Annotated in this window: 12 protein-coding genes; 4 read left to right on the forward strand and 8 right to left on the reverse strand. The window is 74.1% G+C overall.

Annotation, left to right across the window (positions count from 1 at the left end; translation table 11 throughout):
- Positions 1-45: 45 nt before the first annotated feature.
- Positions 46-1,056, forward strand: coding sequence for a PaaX family transcriptional regulator C-terminal domain-containing protein (locus H1A17_RS04145; RefSeq protein ID WP_194821104.1), 1,011 nt, complete (start codon positions 46-48; stop codon positions 1,054-1,056).
- A gap of 18 nt (positions 1,057-1,074) precedes the next feature.
- Here the strand turns inward: H1A17_RS04145 and H1A17_RS04150 are convergent, their stop codons facing one another.
- The 7 genes from H1A17_RS04150 to H1A17_RS04180 all read right to left on the reverse strand — a co-directional run bounded on the left by H1A17_RS04150 (position 1,075) and on the right by H1A17_RS04180 (position 9,454).
- The gene (locus H1A17_RS04150) at positions 1,075-1,674 is read right to left on the reverse strand and encodes a hypothetical protein (RefSeq protein WP_145921218.1); all 600 of its coding nucleotides are present in this window, start codon (positions 1,672-1,674) and stop codon (positions 1,075-1,077) included.
- 83 nt (positions 1,675-1,757) lie between these two features.
- The gene (locus tag H1A17_RS04155) at positions 1,758-4,961 is read right to left on the reverse strand and encodes an ATP-binding protein (RefSeq protein ID WP_194821105.1); all 3,204 of its coding nucleotides are present in this window, start codon (positions 4,959-4,961) and stop codon (positions 1,758-1,760) included.
- Complete coding sequence (locus H1A17_RS04160; protein ID WP_145921216.1) at positions 4,958-5,608, reverse strand: hypothetical protein; 651 nt, start codon at positions 5,606-5,608, stop codon at positions 4,958-4,960. Before H1A17_RS04160 ends, H1A17_RS04155 begins: the two co-directional genes overlap by 4 nt.
- On the reverse strand, positions 5,595-6,620 hold the full coding sequence (locus tag H1A17_RS04165) for an endonuclease domain-containing protein (RefSeq protein WP_145921215.1): 1,026 nt from the start codon (positions 6,618-6,620) through the stop codon (positions 5,595-5,597). The genes H1A17_RS04160 and H1A17_RS04165 overlap by 14 nt, the downstream gene beginning before the upstream one ends.
- Before the next feature lie 205 nt (positions 6,621-6,825).
- A complete protein-coding gene (locus tag H1A17_RS04170; RefSeq protein WP_228542904.1) occupies positions 6,826-7,797 on the reverse strand; it encodes a hypothetical protein in 972 nt (323 codons plus the stop codon).
- Entirely contained in the window at positions 7,794-9,152 is a 1,359-nt protein-coding gene (locus H1A17_RS04175; RefSeq protein WP_145921214.1) for a hypothetical protein, read from the reverse strand. Before H1A17_RS04175 ends, H1A17_RS04170 begins: the two co-directional genes overlap by 4 nt.
- Complete coding sequence (locus tag H1A17_RS04180) at positions 9,149-9,454, reverse strand: DUF6403 family protein (protein WP_145921213.1); 306 nt, start codon at positions 9,452-9,454, stop codon at positions 9,149-9,151. The genes H1A17_RS04175 and H1A17_RS04180 overlap by 4 nt, the downstream gene beginning before the upstream one ends.
- A gap of 138 nt (positions 9,455-9,592) precedes the next feature.
- Here H1A17_RS04180 and H1A17_RS04185 point away from each other — a divergent pair, with 138 nt between their 5' ends.
- The 3 genes from H1A17_RS04185 to H1A17_RS04195 all read left to right on the forward strand — a co-directional run bounded on the left by H1A17_RS04185 (position 9,593) and on the right by H1A17_RS04195 (position 11,580).
- On the forward strand, positions 9,593-10,042 hold the full coding sequence (locus H1A17_RS04185; protein ID WP_240762347.1) for a hypothetical protein: 450 nt from the start codon (positions 9,593-9,595) through the stop codon (positions 10,040-10,042).
- A gap of 231 nt (positions 10,043-10,273) precedes the next feature.
- Positions 10,274-10,543, forward strand: a complete 270-nt coding sequence (locus H1A17_RS04190) for a hypothetical protein (RefSeq protein ID WP_194821107.1) — start codon at positions 10,274-10,276, stop codon at positions 10,541-10,543.
- Positions 10,543-11,580: a hypothetical protein gene (locus H1A17_RS04195; RefSeq protein ID WP_194821108.1), complete on the forward strand. Its 1,038-nt coding sequence runs from the start codon at positions 10,543-10,545 to the stop codon at positions 11,578-11,580. The genes H1A17_RS04190 and H1A17_RS04195 overlap by 1 nt, the downstream gene beginning before the upstream one ends.
- Positions 11,581-11,602: 22 nt before the next feature.
- Here the strand turns inward: H1A17_RS04195 and H1A17_RS04200 are convergent, their stop codons facing one another.
- The gene (locus H1A17_RS04200; protein WP_145921210.1) at positions 11,603-11,908 is read right to left on the reverse strand and encodes a helix-turn-helix transcriptional regulator; all 306 of its coding nucleotides are present in this window, start codon (positions 11,906-11,908) and stop codon (positions 11,603-11,605) included.
- Positions 11,909-11,927: the final 19 nt, after the last annotated feature.

Genomic DNA, 11,927 nt, shown 5'->3' on the forward strand with positions numbered 1-11,927 from the left:
TACAGTCGGTGCCACCGTCGCCCAGCCGAGCCCGGAGCGTCCCCAGTGCCACACCCGTTCGACATCGAGGAGATCTTCCCCGACGACGGGGACCACCCGGTGCGGCTGCCCCGCCGGCAGGCCGGCAACTCGCCCCAGGGCGTCGCGGTGACCCTGCTGGCCGACTACACGCTGCGTACCCGGGCATGGCTGCCGTCCGCCGCCATCGTCGCGCTGCTCGCCGAGTCCGACGTCAGCCTCGCCGGCGCGCGGACCGTGATCAGCCGGCTGGCCCGCCGGGGGGTCCTCGAAGGGAGCCGGCAGGGCCGACGCAGCTCGTACCGGCTCAGCCGGTCCGCCGCCGTCAGCCTCTCCGTCGGCGGCAGTTGGGTGATGGCCGCGACCACCACCACCCAACCGTGGGACGAGTGCTGGACCCTCGTCGCGTTCTCCCTGCCCCAGGAGCGCAGCGCGCAACGACGCGCCCTGCGCGGCCAACTCCGGTGGCTGGGCTACGCGCCGCTGTACGACGGACTGTGGATCTCACCGCACGAGCTGACCCCGAAGGCACGGGCCCACCTCGCCCAGCTCCACCTCGGCGCGGTCACGGTGTTCCGTGGCCGGCGGGTCGACCTCGACGCGGTCGCCGGCCGCGACCCGCTCGACGCCTGGGACGTCGCGGCGGTCGCCGAACAGTACGAGAGCTTCCTGCGGCGCTGGCAGCCGATCCTGCCGCGCATCGCCGCCGGCCGGGTCGACGGCGCCGAGGCGGTCCGGGCCCGGACCGAGGTGATGGACACCTTCCGGCGGTTCCCCACCCTCGACCCGCAGCTACCGCTGCGGCTGCTGCCCGCCGGCTGGCTGCGCGGCCCCGCCCGGGAGACCTTCGCCGCCGTCTACGACGGGCTCGCCGACACCGCCGAGCGGCACGTCCGGGCCGTCGTCGCGCGGTTCGCCGACGGTACGGAGGCCGACGTGCGGGCGCACACCACCGCCGACCTCCTGGCCGGCGTGTGCGCCACCGAAACCCGGCACCCCGCCCCGCCCGGCCTGGCGGAGCCGTCCCCCGCGCACTGACCCGTCAGTCAGGTCGGTTCAGAGCTTCAACCCGTCGACGGTGCCCAGGTCGTACCAGGTGAGCGAGAAGGAACCGCCGGACGGGACGACCGGGAACACGCCCCAGCTCTCCAGGACCGCACCGGGCCGCAGGGTGAAATCCTCACCGGAACGCTCCGCCGCGCAGTACGTGTCGACCGGGTTGACCCGCCGCCCGTCGGCCAGCGTGAGGTGCGACGACTGGAGATCCACCGCCCGCTCCGGGCAGCTCAGCACCCACCCGCCGGGCGACCGGGTCTCGTAGCGCAACTGCACCCGCAGCTGTCCCGACGTCGTCACCTCCAGACCCGTGACGGTCGCCGTGTTCTGCCCGTCGTCGTAGAGGAGGCGACTCATTCGCCGTGGGCCGGCCTCCGGCGAGGCCGAAGCGGCCGTGCCGGGCGCGGCGGTCGACGGGGCGGGACTGCCGGACGGCGGCTGCGTGGCCCCGGAGGCGGTTGCCCCGGCCGGTGCCGCCGCGTCCGGACCCGGTCCGGTCTTCTGCGGCCCGTTGAGCGTGAGCCAGACCACGGCGGCGGCCCCCAGCACCGCGATGAGGACGACGCCGACGATCAACCCGACCAGATGCTTGCGCAACATCGATGATCCTTACTGCCGGTGAACAGGCTCCTTCCACGCTAGATCCCGGTGACAAGATCCGCAGGCCGGCGGGGTCGTCGAGCTCACCTGCGGCGGGCCCGTTCCAGCACCTCCTCGGCGGTCAGCGGGCTACGCGGATGATGGCTGAGCGACAGCGGGGTCCGGATCTTCACCGGTGCGGCACCCTCGGCGGCGAGATAGAACTCGCCGGTGCCGAGCCGGGCGACGTCGGCGATGTCGCCACCCTTCGCCTTGGCCATCTCCCGGGCGGCCTCGATCTGGATCGGGCTGTTCAGCCGGCCGTAGAGCTGGGTCGCCGCGTTGCCCGGAATCCGGTTGTGCAACCCCTTGGGCGCCTGGGTGGCGAAGACCAGCCCCAGGCCGTACTTGCGGGCCTGCGCCGCCAGGGCCAGCGTGCTCTGGGTGCACGGCGTCATCGCGCCGGACGGGGCGAACGTCTGTGCCTCGTCCATCACGAGCAGCCCGAGCAGCGGCCGGTCGTTCGCCGGGTGTTTCCTGATCCAGGCGAACAGCGCCATCTGCAACTGGTTGACGAAGCCCTGCCGGGTCTCGTCGGACTGCAGCCCGACGAGGCTGACGACGGAGATCCGGGCCCGCGCGCCGGGGGCGGGGGTGAGCAGCAGCCCCGGGTCCATCGGGCTGCCCTCGCCGCCGAAGAGCGGATCGTTGACCATCGCCGCGGCCAGCGACTGCGCGATCCCCACGCCGATCTTGTCCGCCCCGTCGATGTCCAGCAGCCCGTCCGGCAGGTCGGCCAGGGTGTCGATCAAGCCCTGTACCCGGCTGCCACCCCGCCGGCCGTAGTGCTCCACGGCCTTACGCAGCACGGCGAGCCCCAGGTGGACCTTGTTGGTGCGACCGGTCAGCTGGGCGCGGGGCGCGAGCGACGCGACAGCCGCCTCCACGGCCTCGTGGAACTCGTCGGGGTCGTCGCGCACGCTGCGGAAGTCCGGCAGCGGCTGGAAGCTCAGCGGGCGGCCCGACGACCGGCGTGGCGTCCACACCAGCACGTCGGTCCCGGCGAGGTAGTCGCGGGCCTTCCCGGCGTCCCCGGCGCGCCACTGCGGCGGCGGTTCCGGCCACCCGTCGCCGAGCCGGGCCAGGTCGTTGTTGGGGTCGAGGACGATGGCGGAGACCCCGGCGAGGGCACACTCCTCCAGGACGCGGCGGATCAGCACGGTCTTGCCGGACCCGGAGCCGGCGAAGATGGTGGTGTGCTTGCGGAGGGCTTCGAGCGGGAGCGACACGGGTTCGTCGGTGCGGTGGTCGTATCCCACGGTGAGACGCGGACCGGACTCCGCAGCCCCGGCCGGCAGCGGATCGACCTGCCCCGGACCGGGTCGCCCACACCCGGCGTCGGTCCGCCCGGCCCCGCCCGGTCCGGACGGTGCCACGCGTCCCGCCGTGTCGTCACCGGGAGCGGCGGGGAGCCAGTCGGCGACGGAGGCGAGGGCCTGTCGCAACACGGTGAGGTCCCGGGTCGGTTGACGGGCGGTCAGCCAACCCCGGATGTCGACCGGTGACTCGGCGAGCATGACCCGCAGCGCCCCGAGGATGCGGAGATCCCCGTGGTCCAGCGGCAGGATCGTCCCGCCGGCCCGGGTGAAGGCCGTGACCGCCTGCCGGGTCTTGGCGCCGCCGGACCAGGCGCCGTTGCGGAGCAGGAACAGTCTGCGCCGGGCCACCCGGGCGTCGAGCCCCGCCACCGTGCACGCCTTGCGGAGCCGGGCCAGCGCGGCGATGGCGTGGTGTTCCTCGCTGATCGCCCGGAAACACCAGTGGACCTGGTCCTCGGTGGCCTCGTCGAGGGTGAGCCGGAGCCGGGCGTGCAGCGGCGGTTGGGCGCTCGGGGGCGGGTCCACGCTGAACGATCCGCCGCCCTCGCCGCGTTCCACCACCCAGGCGGTGAGGCCGGCCGCGAGCAGGGCGGGAACCGTTCCGTCCTCGCCGTCGCGGGTCAGCGGACCGGAAACGTCGGCCTCGTTCTTGAGCTGGGCGAACCTCTTGTCGAACGGCTCCAGGTCGGCGGCGGGAACGCCGCGCGGGCTGTGGGGCTGCGGCTGCGTCGGATCACCGAGCCGGGTCAGCTCCCGCACCTCGCCGGCCGCGAGGCAGTCCCGGATGTGCCGGTCGATGTCGATCAGCAGTTCCCGAGGGGTCATCCCCTCGGCGTGTGCGAAGGCGTCGGGCCGCACCGGCCACGAGGGATACGGGGGTACGAAGCCGACCTCGGCGAACCGGACGGCGAGCCGTCGTTCGATGATCCTCCGGGCCAGCGCGGGATCATGGATGGTGGTGAGCCGGGGTGGCACCCGGAACCGGTCGCTCACCGTGTCCACCGTCCGACTCCTGATGATCGTCCACGACGTCGGCAGGCAGGCCACCAAGGTGAGCGTGCGGCGGGTGAGCTGGCGCAACGACATCAGGCCGTCGGCGATCCGGGCGTGCACCGCAGCCTGCTCCGGGTCGTCCTGCGCGCCGGGTCGGGCGTGCAGGACGTCACCGGCGGCCACGGACTGCGCGATGAGCGTGTCGATCTGGTCGACGGCGATCACGGACGGGCCGGTGAGGGCCAGCAGCCAGGAGATCTCCTGGACGATCCGTTGTGGGCCGCGCGGCGTCCGCCGCATGCCCCAGGCGCTGCGCTCACCCGGCTCCCCCTCCTCGCCGGAGGTGAAGTAGTTCTCCGCGACGTCCCGGTGGGCGACGTCCTCCGAGGCGCTCAGCGCGAGCGCCCGCGCCGTCTCCCCGCAGACGCGGGCCACGTGCGGCGCGTACCCGACGAGCCCTTCGACGAACGCGTCCAGGGCCGGCCGGGTCAGTTCGGTTTCCCCCATCACCGCGCGGCGGGCCGACCGGGGTGCCCCGACCAGCGAGGAGAGCCGGCGCAGCAGCAGCCGGAGCTGGCTCTCGCCGCCGGGCACCGGCCGGGACAGTCCGTCGAGCACGGCGGCGAGCACGCTGTCCCAGAAGCCGTGCGCGTCGAGCAGCCCGACCAGGAAGAAGTAGCCGTCCTGCTGCTGCACCTGCTGCCGGATCCAGCCCAGCAGGTGGGTCTTGCCCGAGCCGCGCTGCCCCTGGAGCACCAGCCCGATCGGGCTGCTGTCGGCGCTGTGGCGGGCGTCGGCCACCCCGTCGAGGATGTCGCGGACCACGGCGCTGTGCAGGCCCTCCACGTGGAACGGCGAGGGCCGCCAGACGTCGTCGGGCACCGGCGCCCAGTCGAACCTGAGTGCCGCCAGGGCGGCGTGCTCCGCCCCGGTCATCCCACCCCGATCGCCAGCAGGTGCTTGTCCTGGCCGCCCAGCCGCAGGGCCGCCGCCACGTCGGCCGTGGTGAGCGCCTTCTGGTTGGATTCCGGGACGATGTCCACGTCCGGCTCGCGCTCCAGATCCCGCAGCGCCTCGTCGAGGTCGGCGGGGTCGACGTCGCCGAAGAACGGCCGCAACCGGGCCAGGCTGACCCAGGCCCCCGGCTCGGCGGCCAACGCCCCGTACGCGTGCCGGACGCGCAGACCGAGGGTGCGCCGCAGGTCCGGCCGGGGCTCACCGCCCCGCACGTCGGTGAGTGCGAACATCTCACCGAACGTGCGGTAGTCGCTGCGCGCCATGACCCGGTCCCGCAGGTTCACCTGCAACGCCGTCAGCGCCCCACCGAGGATCCGGCCGACCGGGGACTGGAAGGGCAGGTCCTCCTGCACCCGTACCCAGCCCTTGTCGGCGAGCTGGTGCAGGAAGGTGTTGCCCTCACGGCGGCTGTCCAGGTAGCCGAGCCGGTTGAGCTTGTCCCGGTACGACTTGCGGATGTCGACGCCGTAGCGCTTACGCAACTCGGTGTTGGGCACCTCCCGGGCCTCGGCCATCAACACGACCAGGATCGCGCTCTCGGAGGGGGTGAGGTCATCGCCGGGCATGGAACGTTCCTTCCGCCATGTCGCGTCGCCGGGCCCGGATGACGGTGCCGATCTGGTGCACCACCGCGCCGACGTCGTGGTTGATTCGGGCATTGGTGAAGCGGAGGACGGCGTAACCGTCCATTTGCAACCGCACGTCGCGCTGCCGGTCCGCCTCGAACCGGTCCGGCCGGCAGTGCTCCGGGCCGTCGACCTCGACGACACACCGTTCCGTGGGCCAGAGCAGGTCGAGGCAGACCGGGGGCGTGAGGGGATGCGACTGGTGGTAGTGGTTCCAGACCCGGCCCGCCGCCCAACTCTCGGCGGCCAGGGCGGCCTCCAGAGCCGCCTCGGTGCTGCTGCCGGGATGGGGACGCCCCAGCACCGTCGGTGACGTCGCCGGGGCCGGCGGGGGCGGTGCGACCGCCGCCGGGGTGAGCGCGACGCTGACCACCCGGTCTTCGTGCCGCAACGGCGTCCCGGCCAGCCACACGGCGACCCGGCCGTGGTGGCACAACCACTCCGCGCCCGCCACGACGGCCCGTTCCCCGGCCGGGTCGAGACCGGCGGGAACCTCGACCAACAGGCTCACCCGGGGTCGGCCGAAGCCGTCCGCCACCACCCGGGTCAACCCCGGACAGCGGATCTCCGAAGGGAACGGGTCGGTCGGTGGACGCCGCCCGGACAGCGCCACGCCGGCGAGGTACGCCAGGAACGGTGCGAAGTGCGCGGAGCCCCGCGCCCGCCGGACGGCGGCGGCCCGGACGGCGGCCAGGCCGAACGGGTCGGCGCGGGGGACGTCCGCGGCCTCGGTGAGCCAGCCGGGCAGCAGCGCCACCGCCACCCGTTCGAGGTCGTCCAGGACGGCACGGACGAAGGCGCCGGGGGTACGGGTCGGGCCGGGCCGTAGCACGACGGCGACCGGGCCGGCCGTCTCCCCGGTGGTGGTCGCCGCGACCGTGTCGATGGGTACGCCGCCGAGCTGCACGACGCGATCCACCGGCAACCCGGCGAGCTGCTGGACGAGACTCATGGCGGGTCACCGGCGTGGACCGCGACCGCCGCTTCCCGGGGGAGGTCGGATCGGGCGGAACTCAGCGGTCTTCATCCTCCCGTGCGGCTATCGGACGAACCCGAACACACTACGAAGCGGTTCGCCGGAAGCGCCAGAGCCGTCCCCGGTCAGTCGTGCTTCGGACAGCTGAGCGCACGGTGGCCGGCCGGGCCGGTGCGGCGGGCTACCGGGACCTGGCGGGTTTCCCGTCGGCGAGGGACTGCGCCCGGCGGCTCAGCGACTCGACGCGGGCGGTCAGCTCCCGTACCGCCGCCTCGTCGGCGTCGTCCAGGGTCGACAGCCGGTCGAGCAGGGCGGCGTGGTCGGAGGTCAACTGCCGGTAGCGTCGGACGAAGCTGCTGTCGTCGCCGTCGGGGCGGCTGCTCAGCAGGGCGTACTTCGGGTCGAGGTCGATGATCTGTTGGGCCAGGCCGGCGGTGGCGGCGCTGAGCGCGCTGCGGCTGTCGGTGCGTTCGTCGCGGCGGACCCGCCGGGCCGCCGCCAGCCGCCCGGCCCGCCGGCCGCCGAGGTAGAGCACCGACGCTCCGGCGACGACCCCGGTCACCGCCGCGGCGGCGAGCAGGAACCGGGGCAGCGACGGGCTGATCGTCCGCGCGCCGTCGGGTACGGTGCCGGCCTTGACCAGCCGGTCGTAGTTGACGGCGATGACCTTCACGGCCTCCAGCGGGCGGTCGACGAACGTGTCGATGCCCCGCCCGATGATCATTTCTGCGGCGGCGGCCTTGCCGAGGTTCTTCTTCTCGTACCCGGGCACCAGGGCGCAGCCGTAGGTGTCGTAGTCGTCGTCGTCGCGGCTGAGTACCAGCACGACGGTCCCGTCGGCGGCCCGGTGCACCCGTTTGCAGGTGTCCCGCAGGTCGGCCCCGGGGGAGCGCAGGATCACCACGAGCCGGCGGTTGCCGATGATCCGTTCCGCCTCGGCCCGGTCCACGTCGAGCCCCGGGTCGGCGTAGAACGACGTGGTGCGGACGTGCCGGGCGATCGGGCCGTCCAGCGCCCCGCCGCTCCACACCGCCCAGCCGGCCAGCACCAGGCAGGCCAGCACGGCCAGGCCGAACGGGGTGCCGAGCAGTCCGGCGACGCGTCGCTGCCAGGGGCGGCCGGCACCGGTCTGCGGGGATACGGAACGTGTCATGACAGCCTGCCCCGCAGGTAGTTGTCCGGGCGGTAACTGGCGATGCCGACCTGGCGCGCGGTGTCGTCCAGCTCGGCCGCCGCCTCGTCGAGCAGCGTGCGGACGTGCCGGGCGGGCAACTTCTCCTCCCACGCCGACCGGGCGGCCTGGAGTTTGACGATGCCCCGGGTCAGTGCCGGGTTGCTGCGGGCGTCGGTCAGCAGGGACACCTCGACGGCCAGCGCGGTCAACCCGGCCAGCCGGGTCGGCGCGGTGTCCCGCCGGCTGCCCGGTCGGCGGTCGGGCCGGCGCAGCGACCGGGCCGACAGCACCATGAACGCCGCCACGCAGCCCGCGAAGAGCCACGGCAGCGCCGGCAGCGCCACCCGCAGCGGATCGGCCGGCCGGTACGGCAGGGGCCGCTCGAACAGGCCCGCGTAGCGGATGTCGGTGACCCGGTTGAGGTAGACGCCCAGCACGTTGCGCTGCGGGTAGTCGGTGCGGCTGAGCAGGTTGGCGAACTGGCCGTAGAAGCTGGCCCCGGCCAACTCCGCGAAGTCCGCCGCGCCGGGTCCGTGGTATTCGATCCAGAGCCCGTACATCACCACGATCGGCTGGTCGGGGAACTGGGCGCTCAGGGCGGGGCCGTACCGGGGCAGGGGTTCGCCGTAGCGCTGCACGGGCAGCGCGACGTACCACGCGCCGTCGGGGAAGGCGTTGCGGGCGGCGGTCTCGGGCACGTCGGTGAGGGTCGCGCCGGGCGCGATGTGCCGCCCGGTCGCCCGCAGGTCGGTCAGGACGGTGCCCAGCTCCGGCCCGCTCGGCTCGCGCCAGCGCAACTCGTCCCGGTCGGCCGGGGTGGACTCCTTGCGGAGCGCGGTGATCAGGGCGATCAGCAGGTCGGTCACGTCCCCGGTGGCGAACTGCGCCCGCCAGGCGGGCAGCCGGTCGGAGCTGGCCTGGTAGAAACCGCCGCTGACCTCGGTGCCGATCACCCGGATCGTGGCGTTCTCCACGTCCCGGACCCGCTCCCGCTCGTCGGAGTCCAGGCCGGGCGGGGCGACCAGGATCCGGGTGTCGCCGGCCACCTCCCGGACCCGCTGCTCGTTCCAGTACGCCACCGAGCCCGGCAGGCGGACCACCGGCGCGGCGGCCACCAGCGCGGTCATCTCGTCCACCGACGGCACGGTGGCCCGGTCGGAGGTGCCGGCGCTGTCCGTGTCGACCCCGGCCGTCGACGTCGGCGACCGGCCGTAGCTGACGTCGATGCCCTGCTGCCGCTGGGCGAGCAGGAAGACCACCAGGACGAGCACGGCGATCCCGAGCAGCGTCCAGCGCAACGGCTCGGCCAGCCGTCGGTACCTGTCGGCGTTCACCGCTGCTCCCGCCACAGCCGGTCGGCCTGCCGGGCGTGCTCGGCCGCCGCCCGCGCCGCGTCGGCCCCACCGCGCCGGCCCGCGAGCGACTCGGCGCGGGTCAGCAACCGTTCCGCCTCGGGCACCCGGGCCGGGGCCGCGTCCCGGCTGACGGCCGCGCTGTCGATCGCCGCCCGCGCGGCCGACCACGCGGTCCGCCGCTGTTCCGCGCGGGCCCGTCGCTGGGGCAGCAGGGTGGTCGCCACGCCCGCGGCCACCAGCAGCACCGCGCCGGCCAGCCAGAACAGGGAGGGGTCTGCCATGGGCTCCAACCGTTCGCCGGGGTCCGGGGTCCGGGGGACGGCCCCCGGGGGTGGTCCGACCGAGTCTCGCTGATCGGGTCAACCCGCGCCACACGGCCCCCGACCAGGGCGGTTACGGCTGCGAAGGGTGGTGTGACGGTGATCGTGAGTACGGGTGCTCATCCGGTGGCCGTCCCCGCCGACGATGATCGGGGCGTGCAGATGACGCGTACCCGTACCCTCCTCGGCGGTGTGTTCCTCGCCGCCGCGACGATCGGCACCTGGGCGGCCTGGCTGGGGTGGGAGAGCGGCTGGTCGACGGACCCCCGCACCGGCGCGACCACCGGCCCGTACGCGGTGTGGCAGGTGGCCGGCGCGGTGCTCACCCTGGTCGTGGTCGCCGCCGTCGCCGGCTGGCTGCTGAGCCCGGTGCTGGTGGCGCCGGTGATGACGGTGGCGTTCACGGCCGCCTGGTCGGGGCACGCGGCGGCGACCGACGACTCCGGGCTGTGGGTGGTGGGGGCGGTGCTGGTGTTCCTCGGCACCGGCCTCGGCAGCACCCTGGTCAGCCTCGGCACCCACCTGCTCCGCCGACGCCGCACCCGGTGACCGCACCGCCGGCCCCGGCTGGCGGATTGCCGACAGGACGCCCGGGGTCGGTAGGGGGCACTGTTGACGCAGGTGGATGGGGGTGTGGCCGGGGAGGCGCGGCGCACCCGCCCGGCCGGCCGGCGGTGACCGGGCCCGGTCGCCACCGCCCGGTCCGGACAACGACGTCACCATCTCCGGCCGGCGGGCGTCGTGCCCGTCGACCGGGACAGCAAGGAAGGAGGGGCCGGGATGGCCGCTCCCACCGTGACCGCCAGCCTCGACGCCTCGACCTACTCCCCGGGTGAGCCGATGACGCTCACCGTCGGCTACGCCGACCCGGACACCCGCCCGGTGACCGTCACCATCGTGCTGACCGACCCGGACGGCAACAGCAGCGCCCCGGTGCGGGTCACCGCGGTCATCGACCCGCTCAGCGTCGAGGTCGCCGACGACTCCGGCCGGGCCTGGACGGTGGTCTCGGACACCGGGACGACCGCCGTGTACCGGGCGGTGGCCTGATGCCCCGGGTCACCGTGACCGTTCGTGACCAGGGTGGACGCACCGCCAGCGCGGCGGCCGACTACGCCCTGGCGCCCCCGGTGTGGGGTGGCTACTACCTGGCCGGCAACGCCGACCCGACGGCGGACCTGGTGGGCGGGAACTTCCGTTCGCTGACCCAGTACCGCAGCCTCGCCGACGGGTACGTCTTCCCCGGCTACGGCATGTCCTGGCTGCGCGATCTGGGGCGGGCCGGGGTCGCGCCGAACATGGTGCTGGAGCTGAAGCACTACGGCGCCGGCAGCCCCGGCGCGCAGACGTTCACCGTCGACGGGGTGACCTGGACCGTGCCCGCGCCGGCGATGACCATCCAGCAGCGTCCGGGCACCACCTGGCCCCGGGCGTACGGGTACGGGCAGGTGCTCGCCGGTCAGTGCGACGGGCTGCTCGCCCGCGCCCTGTCGCAGTACCGGACGTTGGGGTTCCCGGTGAACCTGCAACTCGCCTCGGAGTTGGACACCGACCACGAGTTCGGCACCACCGAGTCGGGGGTGTCGTTCACCTGGGCCGAGTCGGACGCCCGCGCGGTGCAGGCGCTGACCTACGTGGTGAACTGGTTGCGGGCCCGGGGCCTGCCCGCCGGCACCACCTTCTCGGTCGGCGCGGGCGGCTTCGACCGGGCCGCCTTCCGGCGTACCCATCCGGAGGCGTTGATGTCCCGGGTGGATTTCCTCCAGTGGAACGTCTACGCGACCGACCCGGCCCACACCGCGCTGGGCCGGTTCCGCCGGACGAGGGACTGGGCGGTGGCCGACCTCGGGCCGGTGGCGCTCTCCCGACCGGTGATCATCGCCGAGTGGGGGGTGCAGGTGTCCGCCTTCCCCGACCAGGCGGCCTGGATCGCCACCGTGCCACCGGCCCTGGCCCGGCTCAACGCGGAGCGGGGGCCCCGGATCGTGCGGGCGAACTACTTCAACTCCGGCTGGGGCACCCTGACGCCGAAGCAGGCGGGCCTGGCCGCCCTGCGCGCCGCGTACGCGACCAGGCCGTTCGGCTGACCGCCGGCCGGCGGGGCCGTGCTCACTCCTTGTCGAGGTGACGCTCCAGGGTGTCGAGGTGGGTCTCCCACATCCGCCGGTACGGGGCCAGCCAGTCGTCCACCGCCCGTAGCCGGCGCAGGTCGAGGCGGTAGATGCGGTGCTGGGCGACCGTCCGGCAGGAGACGAAGCCGGCCTCGCGGAGCACCCGCAGGTGCTTGGAGACGGCCGGCTGGCTCAGCTCCAGCGTGTCGACCAGCTCGCCGACGCTGCACTCGGCCCGGCGGAGCGTGTCGAGGATGCGGCGGCGGCTCGGCTCGGCGAGGACGGCGAAGGCGTCAACGGACACGCAGGTAATATGCCCCTAC

The sequence above is a fragment of the Micromonospora sp. S-DT3-3-22 genome, assembly GCF_015354745.1.
Classification (GTDB): Bacteria; Actinomycetota; Actinomycetes; order Mycobacteriales; family Micromonosporaceae; genus Micromonospora; species Micromonospora wenchangensis.

Coding starts and splice junctions, on each gene's coding strand:
- H1A17_RS04165 (WP_145921215.1), bottom strand. CDS start 6,620: ATGAGTCTCGTCCAGCAGCTCGCCGGGTTGCCGGTGGATCGCGTCGTG.
- H1A17_RS04160 (WP_145921216.1), bottom strand. CDS start 5,608: ATGCCCGGCGATGACCTCACCCCCTCCGAGAGCGCGATCCTGGTCGTG.
- H1A17_RS04150 (WP_145921218.1), bottom strand. CDS start 1,674: ATGTTGCGCAAGCATCTGGTCGGGTTGATCGTCGGCGTCGTCCTCATC.
- H1A17_RS04170 (WP_228542904.1), bottom strand. CDS start 7,797: ATGACACGTTCCGTATCCCCGCAGACCGGTGCCGGCCGCCCCTGGCAG.
- H1A17_RS04155 (WP_194821105.1), bottom strand. CDS start 4,961: ATGACCGGGGCGGAGCACGCCGCCCTGGCGGCACTCAGGTTCGACTGG.
- H1A17_RS04195 (WP_194821108.1), top strand. CDS start 10,543: ATGCCCCGGGTCACCGTGACCGTTCGTGACCAGGGTGGACGCACCGCC.
- H1A17_RS04180 (WP_145921213.1), bottom strand. CDS start 9,454: ATGGCAGACCCCTCCCTGTTCTGGCTGGCCGGCGCGGTGCTGCTGGTG.
- H1A17_RS04190 (WP_194821107.1), top strand. CDS start 10,274: ATGGCCGCTCCCACCGTGACCGCCAGCCTCGACGCCTCGACCTACTCC.